Annotated in this window: 9 protein-coding genes; 6 read left to right on the forward strand and 3 right to left on the reverse strand. The window is 69.1% G+C overall.

Features of this window, described 5'->3' with window-relative positions; translation table 11 throughout:
* Positions 1-76 precede the first annotated feature (76 nt).
* The 4 genes from NA4_RS12935 to NA4_RS12950 all read left to right on the forward strand — a co-directional run bounded on the left by NA4_RS12935 (position 77) and on the right by NA4_RS12950 (position 6,175).
* A complete protein-coding gene (locus tag NA4_RS12935) occupies positions 77-2,875 on the forward strand; it encodes an AMP-binding protein (RefSeq protein WP_067469219.1) in 2,799 nt (932 codons plus the stop codon).
* 149 nt (positions 2,876-3,024) lie between these two features.
* Positions 3,025-3,405 (forward strand): hypothetical protein, encoded by a 381-nt coding sequence (locus NA4_RS12940; protein ID WP_169811024.1) that lies wholly within the window; start codon positions 3,025-3,027, stop codon positions 3,403-3,405.
* Between the two features lie 254 nt (positions 3,406-3,659).
* Positions 3,660-4,571 carry an ABC transporter ATP-binding protein gene (locus tag NA4_RS12945; protein WP_067469222.1) on the forward strand — a complete coding sequence of 304 codons (912 nt, stop codon included), beginning with the start codon at positions 3,660-3,662 and terminating at the stop codon, positions 4,569-4,571.
* Positions 4,568-6,175 carry an ABC transporter permease gene (locus NA4_RS12950; RefSeq protein ID WP_067469225.1) on the forward strand — a complete coding sequence of 536 codons (1,608 nt, stop codon included), beginning with the start codon at positions 4,568-4,570 and terminating at the stop codon, positions 6,173-6,175. Before NA4_RS12945 ends, NA4_RS12950 begins: the two co-directional genes overlap by 4 nt.
* 13 nt (positions 6,176-6,188) lie before the next feature.
* Here the strand turns inward: NA4_RS12950 and NA4_RS12955 are convergent, their stop codons facing one another.
* Entirely contained in the window at positions 6,189-7,196 is a 1,008-nt protein-coding gene (locus NA4_RS12955; RefSeq protein ID WP_067469228.1) for an Acg family FMN-binding oxidoreductase, read from the reverse strand.
* Between the two features lie 303 nt (positions 7,197-7,499).
* A complete protein-coding gene (locus tag NA4_RS12960) occupies positions 7,500-8,489 on the reverse strand; it encodes an Acg family FMN-binding oxidoreductase (RefSeq protein ID WP_067469232.1) in 990 nt (329 codons plus the stop codon).
* Between the two features lie 139 nt (positions 8,490-8,628).
* Here NA4_RS12960 and otsB point away from each other — a divergent pair, with 139 nt between their 5' ends.
* A complete protein-coding gene (otsB, locus tag NA4_RS12965; RefSeq protein WP_281180009.1) occupies positions 8,629-12,618 on the forward strand; it encodes a trehalose-phosphatase in 3,990 nt (1,329 codons plus the stop codon).
* Here the strand turns inward: otsB and NA4_RS12970 are convergent, their stop codons facing one another.
* The gene (locus tag NA4_RS12970; RefSeq protein ID WP_067469235.1) at positions 12,619-13,482 is read right to left on the reverse strand and encodes a universal stress protein; all 864 of its coding nucleotides are present in this window, start codon (positions 13,480-13,482) and stop codon (positions 12,619-12,621) included.
* Between the two features lie 245 nt (positions 13,483-13,727).
* Here NA4_RS12970 and NA4_RS12975 point away from each other — a divergent pair, with 245 nt between their 5' ends.
* Positions 13,728-15,440 (forward strand): SulP family inorganic anion transporter, encoded by a 1,713-nt coding sequence (locus tag NA4_RS12975; RefSeq protein WP_067469237.1) that lies wholly within the window; start codon positions 13,728-13,730, stop codon positions 15,438-15,440.
* The last annotated feature ends 443 nt before the right edge of the window (positions 15,441-15,883 follow it).

Below are 15,883 nucleotides of genomic sequence, written 5' to 3' on the forward strand. Positions count from 1 at the left end.
ATCGGGGGACCACCGCACGCGCCGGTCGCGGCACGAAGGATGTAACAGGCATGGCTACCGGTGAAGAGGATGACCTGTGACGACCTCGGGGCAGGACGAGGACGTACTGCTGGCCGTTGTCCGGGATCTCGTGGCCGAGCGGCGCACCGCGGAACGCGCCGCGCGCGCGACGCTCGACAGCGAGTTGGAGCGCGATCTCGGGCTGGACAGCTTGGGCATCACCGAGTTGCTCGACCGTACCGAGAATGCGTTCGGGGTGAACCTGGAACGCGGCGTTCTCGGCACTGTGACCACGCCGCGTGATCTTCTGACCGCCGTGCGCGGCGCGCCGGTGCGCAACCGCAGGCAGTCGATGCCCATACGGCACGCCGTACCACCGGGGATCGACCGGGCACCGGACGCGACCGCCACCCTCTGCGAGGCCTTGTCCTGGCATGCCCGCACCCACGCCGATCGCACGCATCTGCGGATACTCTCTGGGGGAGCGAAAGACTGGGGGCAGGAGGAGGTCAGCTACAGCGAGATGCGGTCGGCCGCCGCGACCGTCTCCGCCGCCTTGCTCGCTCGCGAGCTGTGCCCCGGTGACCGGGTAGCCATCATGCTGCCCACATGCCGGGCCTATTTCACCACTTTCCTCGGTGTGCTTTTGGCCGGGGGCGTCCCGGTGCCGGTCTACCCGCCATCACGTCCGTCACAGCTCGCCGAGCATCTGCGTCGCCAGGTGCGCATCCTTGGCAACGCGCAGGCTTGCGTGCTGGTTACCGATCCGCAGGCCGCACGCCTGGCGAAGCTGGTACGCGGCCAAGTGGGGTCGGTACGACACGTCCTGACCCCGGGAGAATTGGCCGGTTACGGGGAAGTGGAAGGCTCGGTCCGTGGGGCAGGCGACATCGCTCTGGTGCAGTACACCTCCGGGAGCACCGGTGACCCGAAGGGGGTGACGCTGACCCACGCGAACCTGCTGTCCAATATCCGGGCGATGGGCGAGGCAGCCGAGGTCGCCACGTCGGACTTGTTCGTCAGCTGGCTTCCCCTGTACCACGACATGGGTCTGATCGGCGCTTGGTTGTCCTGTCTGTACTTCGGGGTGCCGCTGGCCGTGATGTCGCCGCTGGACTTCCTTGCGCGTCCGGCGCAATGGCTTTGGGCCATCCACGCCCAGCAGGGCACGCTGTCCGCGGCCCCGAACTTCGCCTACGAATTATGTCTGCGGAAGATCGCCGACGCGGAACTCGACGGGCTCGATCTCGGGTCGCTGCGGATGCTCTTCAACGGCGCCGAACCGGTGAGCGCGGACACCGTGACCAGGTTCGGTGAGCGATTCGCCGCTTACGGACTGCGCCGCGAGGTACACGCCCCGGTCTACGGATTGGCCGAGGCGTGCGTCGGCCTCACGCTGCCTCCGGTCGGCCGGGGGCTGATCGTGGACCGAGTCGACCGTGACGGTTTCCTGCGCACCGGCAGGGCGGCCCCCGCCGCCGCGAACGACCCTGATCCGCTCCGTTTCGTCGGCTGTGGCCGGACGATCCCCGATCACCAGATCCGCCTGGTCGACTCGGCGGGAAGCATGCTCGGCGACCGGCGCGAAGGCCGGATCGAATTCTGCGGCCCCTCGGCCACCGCGGGATACTTCCGCAATCCGCGGGCAACCAAAGCGCTGGTGCGGCACGGCTGGCTCGACACCGGTGATCTCGGTTATCTCGACGACGGAGAGCTCTATGTGACCGGGCGCGTCAAAGACCTCATCATCCGGGCGGGCCGCAATCTCCACCCGGACGAACTCGAACGGGCGGTAGGCGATATCCCGGAAATCCGCAAGGGGTGCGTCGCCGTTTTCGCGGCACCCGAGCCCACTGGCGGCACCGAGCGGCTGGTGGTGTTCGCCGAGACGCGCCAGACCGCCACTGCCACGCTCGCCCGGTTGCGGGAACGGATCATCGGGGTAAGTGTCGACCTGCTCGGAACACCCCCGGACGACGTCGTGCTCGCGCCGCCGGGAACGGTGCCGAAAACCTCCAGCGGCAAACTCCGGCGTGCGGCCACCCGGGAACGCTACGAGCGGGGCGATGTGCGCGCTCGTCCTCGGCTCGTATGGTGGCAGCTGGCCCGATTCGCGGCGAGGGGCGCGATCCCCGGCCTGCGACGCGCGGGGCAGCGTACGGCAACCGTGGCGTTCGCCCTGTGGTGCTGGTCGGTTCTCGTCGCGGTGGGTCTGCCGACACTTCTCGTCGTCGCGGTGGTGCCCGGTCTCGGCGCGCGGCGAGCCGTCCTGCGCGCGGCCTCCCGCAGCCTCGCCCGGCTCACCGGCACCCCCATCACCGTGGACCGAGCCGAGCGGCTCGCACGGCTGAGAACCTGCGTCGTGGTCGCCAACCACACCAGCCTCCTCGACGGCATCGCGTTGTCCACGATCCTTCCCGGCCGCTTCACCTTCGTGGCCGGTGAAGTATTCGAACACAAACCGCTGTTCGGCTTCTTGCTGCGGCGGGCCGGGACTCGATTCGTCGAGCGCACCGAACGCGAACACAGCGTTGCCGACACCCAACGCCTGGTGGAAGAGGCACGGCATGGCGAATGCCTGGTGGTGTTCCCGGAGGGCGGCCTCTCGCCGGTGCCGGGCCTGCGGCCGTTCCACATGGGCGCGTTCGTGATCGCCGCGCAGGCTGGCCTTCCGGTCGTGCCGGTGGCGATCTCGGGCACCCGCGCGATGATGTGGCCCGACCACGGCGCGATCATCCGCCGCGGCGCCATACACTTCGTCGTCGGCGAAGCGATCCTTCCTGCCGGAGACGGGTGGGATGCCGCCGTCGGCCTGGAACGCGCCGCACGCGCCGCGATTGCCGAACACTGCCGGGAACCCGACAACACCCGGTGACGCGAGTCGCGTGTCCCGTTCGGCAGGCATCCCGATCCGGAATCTGCGGCCCCGTCAGGTGGCCGAAGGAATCGGAATGGGGCCGATCGTCACGCGAATGGGTGATTTCGGCCCTGTCGGTGGGCGCCGGCGGCGACGATCCTGATCTCATGACCGAAAATTCGAAGCTTTCGGCGCCCGAACAGCGGCGCATCGCCGAACAGGCGCTGGATGCGCTGGCGCAACCTACCGAGCAGGTGCTGCTCCAGGTGCGGTGTGGGCGCGGTCATCATGTGGCGACCGTCTTCGATACATCCGCCGGAGCGGTGTTCCGGTCGGTCGTCGGTCCGCATGCCCACGGTGATCGCGACTTCGTCGATACCGGACACGGCGCCCATGACCGTGGCACGCGATACGTCGACCTCCTGGCGGCCGACGCGATCGCCGACGACGGCCTACCCGCCTCCTGCGAATGCGGCCCGCACACACTGTCCCGTGCACGGCTGACGCAGGCTATTGCCCACGACGAGCACACCCTCCAGCTGCCCTGAGGTGCAGCGCCGGATCATTGCGGCCTACTGCGTCATGGCCCCGACGCCGCCCACGCCACGGCCGGGCGGTCGCCGCCGACTCCAACGCTCACCCAAGCTGTCCCTACCGGAGTCCCGGAGACGTTCCGCCCCCGGGTCGAGCCGAATGTCCTCCTCCGCTCCGGTACCGGGGAGCCGCAGGCTGGTATGGCGCCACCGGGCGGGTGAGCCGGTCAACGGAGGCTCGTGGACACCACGGCCGGAAGGATGCCCCGATGAGCGAGTCCGCGATTTCCATCGCCGGTTTGACGAAATCCTTCGGCGCTACGAGGGCGCTCGACGGCCTGGATTTGACTGTGCACACCGGTGAGGTACACGGGTTTCTGGGTCCGAACGGGTCAGGTAAGACGACGACGATCCGGGTCCTGCTGGGATTGCTGCGCGCGGACTCCGGCACGGTGCGGATGCTCGGCGGCGATCCGTGGTCGGACGCGGTCGCACTGCACGCCCGACTGGCGTATGTGCCCGGTGAGGTCATCCTCTGGCCCGGGATCACCGGCGGTGAGGTCATCGACTTGATGGGGCGGCTGCGGGGCGACATCAACCGGCGGCGCCGTGACGAACTGCTGGAGAGATTCGATCTCGACCCGCGCCAGAAGGCACGCGCCTATTCGAAGGGCAATCGGCAGAAGGTGGCGCTCGTCGCCGCGCTGGCCTCGAACGCGGAGTTGCTGCTGCTCGACGAGCCCACTGTCGGCCTGGATCCGCTGAAGGAGGCCGAATTTCAGCGTTGCATCGCAGAGACCAGCAACGACGGCCGGACCGTCCTGTTGTCCAGCCACATCCTGGCCGAGGTGGAGGCGCTGTGCGATCGGGTGAGCATCATCCGGCACGGACGGACGGTGGAAAGCGGCACGCTGTCGCAGCTCCGGCATCTGACACGAACCGTGATCACCGTCGAAACCACACGGCCACCGACAGCTCTGGACGCGATGCCCGGCGTGCACGATCTCGTCCGGAACGGCACGCGGGCCAGGTTCGCCGCCGACACCGCCGAAATCGGCAACGTCCTGCGCATGCTGGCCGATCTCGGCGTGCGCAGCCTCACCAGCACACCACCCACGCTGGAGGACATCTTCCTGCGCCATTACGGCCCCGATCCGGTCATCGTGGGCGAGGAATCATGAGCGCCACGCCGACGCCGCGCGAGGTTATCCCGGGAGCAGGCACGCTGCTGCGGTTCGCGTTGCGGCGCGAGCGCTTCACGCTGCCGTGGTGGCTGCTCGGCACCGCCGCGCTGCTGGCGTTCCAGTCCCTGGCGAGTCAGCGCTTCTACAACACACCGCAGAAACTCGCGCAGCTCCGCGAGACGATGAGCGCCAACGCGGCCGCCATCGCGATGGGTGGGCCGACCCGGCTGCTGGACACCATCGGCGGCGAGATCGTGTTCGAGATCTTCGCCTATCTGGCGGTCGTGGTCGCGTTGATGAACATGTTCCTGGTCGGACGGCATACCCGCTCGGACGAGGAAACCGGAAGGGCCGAACTGCTGCGTTCGGCGCGGGTGGGACGCCGGGCTCCCGCGGTCGCCGCGCTGGCGCTGGCCGGGCTCGCCGACGTCGCCGTCGTGCTGGCGGTCTTCGCCGCAGCGGTCGGCACCGGGCTTCCGGTCGGCGGTTCGCTGCTGCTCGGACTCGTCACCGGGGGTGTCGGTGTCACCTTCGCTGCCCTCACCGCGGTCGCCGCGCAGGTCTTCGAGAATCCGCGCAGCGTCTATGCGGCAGTGGGATTGGCGCTCGCGGCAGCGTACGTGGCCAGGGCGATCGGCGACGTGCGCAGCAGTGTCGCGTCCTGGGCATCGCCCATCGGATGGGGTCAGCGCAGCTACCCCTACGCGGGCGACCGCTGGTGGACGCTGCTGCTGTTCGCCGCCGCGCCCCTCGCGCTCACCGCCGTGGCGTTCGCGCTCCTCGAACGGCGGGACTTCGGCGCCGGACTGCTCCCGTACGCGACCGGACGCGCGACCGCGTCGCGGGCGCTGCGTTCACCGCTCGGACTAGCCTGGCGGCTGCAGCGCGGTTCCCTGTGCGGTTGGGCTATCGGTGTTTTCGCACTGGGCGCGGCGTACGGCTCGTTCGCCGACAGCATCGAGGACTTTCTCGCTGACAATCCGGAGATCGCCGTGTACCTGCCCGGCGGCGTGGCCGACGCGGTGGATTCGTATCTGGCACTCACGGTCTCGATCGTCGCGCTGCTCGCCTCCGCGTACGGTGTCACCAGCGTGCTGCGCGCCCGCGGGGAGGAGACCGCGGGCCGGGCCGAACCCGTCCTGGCCGCGCCGGTCAGCCGCTACTCCTGGCTCGCGAGCCATTTCGCGATCGCCGTGGCCGGCGGCGCGTTCGTGCTGGCTGTCGGGGGCTTCGGCATCGGGCTGACGTACGGGTTGACGGTCGCGGATGCCGTCCAACCACTCCGGATGACCGGCGTTGCGCTCGCGTATGCGCCAGCGGTCTGGGTCGTGGTCGCCGTCTCGGCGCTCGCACTGGGCTGGTTGCCCAGGGCTGCTGTCCCACTGGCTTGGGCGGCTTTCGCCTACTGTGCCGTCGCCGTGCTGTTCGCGACCGCCTTCGATCTGCCCGACTGGTTCGACGATGCGTCCCCGTTCACGCACACTCCGCGGATGCCGTTCGAAACCCTCACCGCGGCGCCGATTCTCGTGATCACCGCGATTGCGGCAGCGGGCCTGGCGGTCGGTCTCACCGGGTTCCGCCGCCGCGATGCGGGGTACTGACCCCGCAGTCGCCTCAGTGGTGGTTGACGACAGTGAAAATGTCGGTGAGCGGTCGGCGCGGGGTGGGCGGGATCATCTCGCTGTCCTCGGGCGCGGTACCGACGCGAACCACCACCTGCGGCGTGGCCGGGCGGGGGATCAGCCCGGTGAGCAGTGTCCGGCCGGTCGGGAGTTCGGTGATATGGGTCAGCGCGCAGGTCGCCAGCCCGGCCGCGGTGCATTCCAGCAGCACGGCTGAGAGTGCCTCGCCGGTATGCAGCCAGTGGGTGACCGAGTCGCAGTCGGTGCTGAGCACCACCAGTCGCGCACGGTCTTCCAGCTGCGCACGGCGCATCGAGTGCGGAGCGGAGGGAAAGACGCGTCCGACACCGACACGCGCGAACTCGGCGTCCGACACCAGTGCGGACGGCGGCACGCCTTCAGATGTGTCCGGATGTCCGGCCCACCACTCCAGTTCGGTCTGATACAGCAGGTCGTTGCCGCGTAGGGCACCGGTCTGAGCGGACGCGGCGGCCAGGCGTGGCCGGGCGCTTTCGTCGAGCACGTCGACTTCGACCTCGTGCGGTGAGCCGAGCATGCGTAGCCGGGGCAGGATGTCGGCGAACCCCTCCGGTTCCGCCAAGGGCAGCCGGTCGGTGCGCCGCTGGTCGATGGCGAGCGCACGAGGGTGAACACCCTCGGGTGGGTCCGGCCACGGCCGAAACTCGATCGTCGCGAGATGATCGGGCCGTTGCGGGTTCGGTATGCGTACCGTGTCGGTGTGCCAGCCACGGTCGGCGAAGACGGTGCGAACGTGGTGGAGCATGGTGCCGCAGCTGATCACCAACTGACGACCGAGCGGGTCGGTCGAGGTCAGCAGCCGGTCCGCGTCGGTGTGCAGGTGCAGGCGGGTGCCGTCCAGGATCCAGCGCCACGGCTGGGTGTTGTGCACCGACGGCGCACGAGCGGCCAGGCGTAGCGCCGCCAGTATCGTCGGGTGATCGGGTGCCGGAACAGCAGGCGCGTCGTCGTGGGTGGTCATACTTCGAGTGTTCTCGGTGCGCGGGCGCGCGGATACGGGCCTTCCGCCTGCGCCGCGGGGCCGTTGGTCACCTCGGGTGACCGCCGTTCCCGGCCGAGTCGCTCGGCGCGGCTTGTGCTGTCGGGCAATATCTTCCGGATTCATCATCGGGGCCGCCCGGTTCCATCAGGAGGAGCGTGCACAGGCGGGTGAGCGCCGACGCTCGAGTCAGTGCGATGGGTTGCGGCTCACCAGCCGGATGGCTGTCCAGTCACGCCCGCGGCCAGGCCGGTAAGGCTGCCAGGGGAAACGTCGTCGCTGTCGTCAGAACGCCCTATCGGGCATGTCGAGGATCTCGGTGAGCGGTCGGCGCGGGGTCGCTGGACCGTCCGGCTCCGGCTCCGGGGCGATGCCGACCCGGATCAGCACCTGCGGCAGGCGGGCGTGCCCGGTCAGCTCCCGGACCACGGCACGGCTGCGTGGCACTTCGGTCAGATGGGTCAGCGGACACGTCGCGAAACCCGCGAGGGTGCACTCGAGCAAGACGGTGGACAGCACCTCACCGCAGCGCAGCAGGTCGTCGGGGGTGTCACCATCGGTGGACAGGACGAGGATCACCGAGTGGTCGTCGGTGATCTCGCTTCGGCGGTGCGTGCCACCGGCCGCGGGGAACTGACGTCTCAGGCTCACGCGCTGCCGTTCCTCCGGGGAGATCAGGGCTTCCCCCGGGACACCCGCGTCGGCGACTGTGTGCCCGGTCCACCACTGCAATTCGGCGTGGTACCCGGAGTCGTAGCGGCGCAGCGACGCGGTTATTTCCGAGGCGCGGGCCAAGGCGGGGCGGCTGTCGTCCCGCAACACGTCCAGCGTGGCATCGGCGGGGTCGAAGGTGGTCCGCAGGACCGATTCGAAATCCGGCCAGCCGGTCGGCTCCGCGAACGGCAGCCGGTCGGTGTGCCGCCGCAGAATGGCCTCGGCGCGGGCGCGGTCGCCGTCGGTCACGATCTGGGCCGGCCGGAAGGCCACGGTGGCCAGGTGCTCGCGACGGTTCGGGTCGGGGAAGCGGGCGACGAGGATCCGCCAGCCCGCCGCGGCCATCGCGACGCGCAGATGGTTCAGGGCGACACCGCAGCTGATCAGCATCTGCCTTCCAGCGGTATCCGTCGCCGGGAGCATGCGGTCAGGCACGGCGAAAAGCCGCAGCGCGTCACCGTCGAACCTCCAGTGCCAAGGCTGACTGTTGTGCAGCGACGGCGCCCGGCCGGCGAGCAGGACGGTCTTCTCGATGGTTTCCCCGGTCGGTAGCTGGTTCATACCGCCGACGGTAGGTTGCGACGCCCGTTGCCGGAGGAGTCGTAGGTCCCGAATCCGGATGCGAGTGGACCCCGTGCCGGGCCGCTGTTACGGACCTTTGCCCCTCGACGCGGCGAATCGACACGTTCACGCTGGAACCGTGGAGAACGGTGCACCGGCGGCGCCGCGAATCGATTCGCGCCACCACGACGCGGTGATCTTCGATATGGACGGGGTGGTGACCGACAGCGCGTCGATTCACGCGGCCGCTTGGGCGGAACTGTTCGACGACTTCTTGACCCGACGTCCCGCAGGCGCCGGACAAGACCGGTCACCGTTCACCGAAACCGACTACCTGCGGTACGTGGACGGCAAGCCGCGATATCAGGGCGTCGCGGATTTCCTTGCCGCGCGAGGTATCGCCCTGCCTTGGGGCACTGTCTCCGACCGGGAGACCGCCGAGACCGTGTGCGGGCTGGGCAATCGGAAGGATCGCCTGTTCCTGGACCGGATCTCGCGCGATGGTGTCCGGGTGTTCGAATCGACCATCACGCTGGTTCGGCAGTTGAACGCCGTGGGAATCCGCACGGGTGTGTTCTCCGCCAGCCGCCACTGCGCGGAGGTGCTCGCGGCCGCCGATGTCACCGACCTGTTCACCGTGCGGGTAGACGGTATCGATGCCGAGGAGCTGAGCCTGCCGGGGAAGCCCGATCCGGCGATGCTGCTCGAGGCGGCGCGCAGGCTGGACGCCGAACCCGACCGCACGGTTGTGGTCGAGGACGCCGAGGCCGGCGTGGCGGCCGGTCGACGTGGCGGCTTCGCGCTGGTCGTCGGCGTCGACCGGCATGCGCACGCCGACCGGTTGCTGGCGCACGGCGCCGACGTCGTGGTCGACGACCTCGTCGGGGTACCGTTGCGCGGGGGCTTCCGGCGGATGTCGGAGCTTCCGGACGTCGTCGAAAGCTGGCCGCGCATCGCGGATCTGCTCGGGACCCAGAAGGCCGCGGTACTGCTCGATTTCGATGGCACCCTGGCCGAGATCGTCGCCGACCCGGCCGCCGCGAAACCCGTCGACGGCGCGGCGGCCGCGCTGGCCGAACTGGCCGCGCAATGCCCCGTCGCGGTCATCAGTGGACGTGATCCGACCGATCTGCGTGAGCGGGTCGGTGTCGGCGGAATCTGGTACGCGGGCAGTCACGGCTTCGACCTGATGGCCCCGGACGGCACTCGCCACCTGCACGACGCCGCGCCGGGTGCCGAGGAGGCGCTCGTCCGGGCCGCAGGCGAACTGCGGCGGCGGCTGGGGGACATCACGGGAGTCCTGGTCGAGCACAAGCGATTCGCGGTCGCCGTCCATTACCGCAACGTAGCCGCCGAGGACGTCGGCCGAGTCGTCGCCGCGGTGCACGAGGCGAGGCGTGCGGCTGGCTTGCGTGTGACCCACGGTCGCCGGGTCGCCGAATTGCGCCCGGACGTGGACTGGGACAAGGGCACCGCGCTGCGCTGGATCATCGGGCATCTCACCGCCACGGTGCTGCCGATCTACCTCGGCGACGACCTGACCGACGAAGACGCCTTCGACGCCGTCGAAGCCGATGGTCTGGCCATCGTGGTGCGCCACGACGAGACCGGCGACCGGCACACCGCCGCCCGGTTCGCGGTCGCCGGACCACGCCAGGTTCGCGAGGTCCTCGATCGCCTGGTGCGGCTCCCGCACACCGGAACCGTTGCCGCCGAGCCGGAGTCGTGGACGCTGATCTTCGACGACTACGACCCGGCACAGGAGAAGCTGCGCGAGGCGCTGTGCACGGTCGGCAACGGCTACTTCGCGACCCGCGGCGCGGCGCCCGAATGCGCGGCCGGGGCGGTCCACTATCCCGGCACGTATGTGTCCGGGGTGTACAACCGGCTCTACGACGGGATCGCCGGTCACGTCGTCGACAATGAAAGCCTGGTGAATCTACCGAACTGGCTGCCGGTGACCTTCCGGATCGAGCACGGTGACTGGTTCGACCTCGATGCGGCCGAATTGCTTTCCTACCGGCAGTTATTCGATCTACGCCGCGCCGAACTCGTGCGAGAGTTCCGCTTTCGTGACTCCTCGGGACGAACCACCGCGGTGAACCAGCGCCGGTTCGCCGCCATGCACCGGCCGCACCTGGGCGCGCTGTCGACGACGATCACCGCCGAGAACTGGTCGGGAAGCCTGACGATCCGCTCGGTGATCGACGGCTCCGTGCGTAATAGCCTGGTGGAACGCTATCGCGGCCTCGCGGATGCCCACCTGGCGCCGGAGCGTGCCGTTCCGCTGCCCGATGACTCGGTACTGCTCGCGGTGCGAACCGACAACTCGGGCATACCGGTGGCCGTCGCGACGCGCAGCAGGCTGCGCCGCGGTGATGAATCTCTCGACGCCACACGCGAATTGATCGATCGCGACGGATTGATCGGGCACGACTTCACCGCCGACATCGCGGCCGGGGACTCGATCACCCTGGAGAAGGTCGTCACCGTCTTCACCGGACGCGATCACGCGAGCGCGGGACCGGAGGAGGAGGCCGCGCGCTGGCTGGATGCCGGGGGCGGCTACGCGGAGCTGTTCGATGGACACGCCGTGGCTTGGGAGCGTTTGTGGGCGCGGTTGCGGATCGACCTCGACGGCAGGGAAAACGCGGCCCGTATCGTGCGTCTGCACCTGCTCCACGTGGTGCAGACGCTGTCGCCGAACACCACGGATCTCGATGTGGGCGTCCCCGCGCGCGGACTCCACGGCGAGGCATACCGCGGCCACGTGTTCTGGGACGAACTGTTCGTCCTCCCGCTGCTGAATCCGCGCTTTCCGGAGCTGACCCGATCGCTGCTGCGATACCGCTACCGTCGACTTCCGGAGGCCCGCCGGGCGGCCGCGCAAGCCGGGCTCGCCGGAGCGATGTTCCCGTGGCAGTCCGGCAGCGACGGCCGCGAGGAAAGTCCGGCCCTGCATCTGAATCCCCTGTCGGGGCGCTGGAACCCGGATCCGAGCAGGCGCGCGCATCATGTCGGGATCGCGATCGCCTACAACGTCTGGCAGTACTACCAGGTCACCGGAGACCTCGGGTTCCTCATCGAATGCGGCGCCGAGCTGCTGGTGGAGATCGCGCGTTTCTGGTCGAGCCTGGCACGGTACGACACGGAGCGCGCCCGTTACGCCATCCACGGTGTGATCGGCCCCGACGAATTCCATTCCGGCTATCCGCACGCGCCCTACGCGGGCATCGACAACAACGCCTACACCAATGTCATGGCGGCCTGGGTGATCCTGCGGGCGGTGGACGCCCTGGCTCTCCTGACGCCGCGCGCACGGTCGGAATTGCTGGAGGCGCTCTCCGTGCCCGCGTCGGAGCCGGAGCACTGGCGGGATGTCGCCGGCCGCATGTACGTTCCGTTCCACGACGGCGTCATCAGCCAGTTCGACGGCTACGAGCAGCTGGCCGAATTGGATTGGGAGCGGTACCGGCGGCGGTACGGCAACATCCAGCGGCTGGACCGGATACTCGAGGCCGAAGGCGACAACGTCGACCGCTACCGCGCGGCCAAACAGGCCGACGTGCTGATGTTGTTCTATCTGCTGTCGGCCGACGAACTCCGAGAACTGCTCGGGCATCTCGGGTATGAGCTGCCAGGCGAGATGATCCCGCGCACGATCGACTACTACCTGGCCCGCACCTCCCACGGATCGACGCTGAGCGCGCTGGTGCACGCATGGGTGCTCGCCCGCGCCAACCGCGATCGAGCCGTGGAGTTCTTCGACCTCGTGCTCGAGTCCGACGTCGCCGACATCCAGGGCGGCACCACCGCGGAGGGGATTCACCTCGGTGCGATGGCCGGCAGCATCGACCTGCTGCAACGCTGCTTCACCGGGTTGGAGGTCCGCCGTGATCGGCTGATCTTCTGCCCGTACTGGCCGGAATCGCTCGGTCGCTTGTCGTTTCCGATGGTCTACCGCGGCCACCGGCTCACCGTGCGCGTCAGTGGCCACGGCGTCGAGATCGGTTCGGATCCCGGCGCTTCGGGGCCGATCGAGATCACCTGCCGGGATCAGGTCGCACGACTGGCGCCCGGGGACACGGTCCGGCTGCCACTGAGCTCGGCAGCCGGACCAGAAGCGTGATCAGGTCGCCGGCCTGGCGATGATCACCGGTACTTTCGCTGCGTGCAGCACGGCCTGGCCGACCGAGCCGAGGGTCATCCCGGCGAAACCGCCACGCCCGTGGCTGCCGACGACGATCAGTTGCGCGTTCTCGCCCTCCTCGAGCAGTCGCCTGGCAGGCCGATCTTCCACCACGACGCGCCGCACCCGCACCTCCGGATACCTCTCGCTGTACCCGGCCAGGCTCTGCGAGAGCAATTCCCCGGCCTCTTCCGCCATTTCGGCGCGGGAGGTGAAGCGGAAGAACTCCGACCAGGCGTGCACCGCGACCAGTTCGGCGTCGCGGTGCGCTGCTTCGTCGAAGGCGATCCCTATGGCGTCGACGCTGCATCGCGAGCCGTCGACGCCGACGACCACCGGCCCGTCGAAGCCATCGGCCTGCTCGGGGACGACCGTGACCGGGCATCCGGCGTGCCGGGCCAGTGCCGTGCTGACCGAGCCCAGGATGCTACGGCTGAAGACGCCGAGCCCGTGGGTGCCCACGACGAGCAGGCGCGCGGTCTTGGATCGGTCGCGCAGTACCGGAATCGGTGGCGCCTCCACCAGATCGGTAGTGATGTCCAGCTCGCCGATCGGGGCGGCGGTCGCCACGGCGGATTCGCGAGCGGCGGCGAGCGCGTCCCATCCCACCTGCCGGTAGCTGTCGTAGTCGAACTGGGGGACCCCGATGCCGGGGCCGAAGTCGATCGGGGCGCCGATCGCGTAGACGATGTGCAGCGGCGCGCGACGGTTGGCGGCGTAGGCAGCGGCCCAGCGCACGGCGGCGAGCGCGGTGGCCGAACCGTCGACGCCGACGAGGACGGGAAGATTGTTGCTGGCGGACATGTGTATTCGCTTTCTGTCAGTCCTCGCGGGCGACCATGACCGGTCCGTACGGGGCGGCTTCCGCGAGAGCGGAGGCAGTGCGCTGTGGAACCGGAGGAATTTCGACGTTACGGCGGGCGAAAGCGAGCGCACAGAGCCCAACCGACGCTTGCCGTGGGACCTTCGCCCCGTCCCCGTGATGCCCATTGCCGGACCCGGACCGCGTTCGGCCGCCTTCTCGGCCGCCCGTAGGCGATGCTGGAACAGTGCTGGCACGTTCACTCCCGGGCCTCCGGCAATTCGAGGGCTACCAGCGGGCATGGCTGCGGTCCGACCTGCTCGCCGGTGTCACCGTGGCCGCGTACCTCGTCCCGCAGGTCATGGCCTACGCGACCGTCGCTGGCCTGCCGCCGGTGGCGGGGTTGTGGGCGGCTTTGGGCCCGCTGGCGGTCTACACCCTGCTGGCGACGTCGCGACAGCTCTCGGTAGGACCGGAGTCGACCACCGCGCTGCTCACCGCCGTCGCGCTCGCTCCGCTCGCGCTGGGCGACCCGAGTCGATACGCCGCACTCGCGGCCGTGCTCGCACTGCTGGTCGGCGCGCTGTGCCTGGCCGGCGCGGCCGCCCGGTTGGGCGTGCTGGCGGATCTGCTGTCGAAACCGGTCCTGGTCGGGTACCTGGCGGGCACCGCAGGGATCATGATCGTGAGCCAGCTCGAATCGGTCACCGGGGTACCGGTCGAAGGCGAATCGATCCTGGCGGAGCTGCGGTCTTTCCTCGCAAACCTGGAGCAATGGCATGGGCCCACCGTCTGGCTCGCGACGGCGGTGCTGACGGGACTCTTGGCGCTGGCTTGGCGTGCTCCGCGGGCGCCGGGCCCACTCATCGCGGTATTGCTGGCGACCGCGGTGGTGGCGGTCTTCTCATTGGACAGCTCGGGCATCCGGACGGTCGGCGCGATTCCCGCCGGGATTCCGGCGCCGGGCCTGAGCACGGTCGCCCTGAACGACGTCGCGGCGTTGATCCTCCCCGCAATCGGCATCGCGGTGGTGGGCTTCTCCGACAACGTCTTGACCGCCCGGGCGTTCGCGGCCCGCCACGGATATCGCGTGGAAGCGAACACCGAATTCGCCGCCCTCGGTGCGAGCAATCTGGCGGCCGGGTTGCTGCACGGATTCCCCGTGAGCTGCTCGGCCAGCAGAACCACGATCGCCGACGCCATGGGCGCTCGGACCCAGCTGTATTCGCTCGTCACGCTCGGCGGTGTGCTCACGGTGCTGCTCGGAGCCCGCGGCGTCCTCGCGGCGTTTCCGACCGCGGCGCTGGGAGCGCTGGTCATCTACGCGGCGCTGCGGCTGATCAACCTGCCGGAGTTCCGGCGTATCGCGCGATTCCGGCGTAGCGAGCTGGCGCTGGCGCTCGGCACGGTCGTCGCGGTGCTGGGCCTCGGCGTGCTCTACGGTGTACTCGTCGCCATCGCACTGTCGATCTTCGATCTGCTGCGCAGGATCGCCCGCGCCCACGACGCGATACTCGGCTTCGTCCCCGGGCTGGCCGGAATGCACGACGTCGACGACTATCCCAGCGCGAAACCTGTTCCAGGACTGGTGATCTACCGCTATGACGCCCCGCTGTGCTTCGCCAACGCGGAGGATTTCCGTCGGCGGGCGCTTGCGGCGGTGGACTCCTGGACCGAGCGCGGAGGAACTCCGGTGTCGTGGTTCGTGCTCAACGCCGAGGCGAACGTGGAGGTCGACCTGACCGCGCTGGACGCGGTCGAACAACTCCGGGCCGAACTGTCCGAACGGGGGATCGTCTTCGCGATGGCGCGCGTCAAGCAGGATCTGCGCGACAACCTGGACGCATCGGGGTTGACGGCGAAGATCGGCGACGCGCACCTGTACCCGACGCTGCCGACCGCGGTCGCGGCCTACCGCGCGGAACGGGATGCGGGGCCGGATTGCCCGTCCACTGAATGACCTGTGTCTCGGCCGGTCGCCGGAACGAGGCGCGAAGCTCGAAGCCGTCGGCACTCACGGTCGAAGCGCATTCTGCGATTTCGCCGAATAGTTTTCCGGAGAATCTTTACCGCACCTGTCGGACACGGCCTGCACGGTACTGGTCGAGTCTGAGATTCCTTGCGTAAATTACTCATTGCACCACGGCTCGCTCGGCTTGGCCGGCATGTCGATCATTTTCACGGCGACGGCTCTCCAGGTGAGTGGCTTGGTACACCAAGTCTCAGCAGCAACCGTCCGGTGTTGTCCCGGTTCTCGGCCTCGACCGGGCGCCTGACTCCCCACTGGACCGGCCGATCACGGCTGCCGCAGTAACACACGTCCTGCCGCGCACCGGCCCACCGAGACCGTTGCTAGCGTGGATCGCTTGCGCTGAAAAGACAATTCGATGAACGGGCATGCCG

The sequence above is a fragment of the Nocardia amamiensis NBRC 102102 genome, from assembly GCF_001612745.1.
GTDB classification, from domain to species: domain Bacteria; phylum Actinomycetota; class Actinomycetes; order Mycobacteriales; family Mycobacteriaceae; genus Nocardia; species Nocardia amamiensis.

Coding starts and splice junctions, on each gene's coding strand:
- NA4_RS12940 (WP_169811024.1), top strand. CDS start 3,025: ATGACCGAAAATTCGAAGCTTTCGGCGCCCGAACAGCGGCGCATCGCC.
- NA4_RS12945 (WP_067469222.1), top strand. CDS start 3,660: ATGAGCGAGTCCGCGATTTCCATCGCCGGTTTGACGAAATCCTTCGGC.
- NA4_RS12950 (WP_067469225.1), top strand. CDS start 4,568: ATGAGCGCCACGCCGACGCCGCGCGAGGTTATCCCGGGAGCAGGCACG.
- NA4_RS12955 (WP_067469228.1), bottom strand. CDS start 7,196: ATGACCACCCACGACGACGCGCCTGCTGTTCCGGCACCCGATCACCCG.
- NA4_RS12960 (WP_067469232.1), bottom strand. CDS start 8,489: ATGAACCAGCTACCGACCGGGGAAACCATCGAGAAGACCGTCCTGCTC.
- NA4_RS12970 (WP_067469235.1), bottom strand. CDS start 13,482: ATGTCCGCCAGCAACAATCTTCCCGTCCTCGTCGGCGTCGACGGTTCG.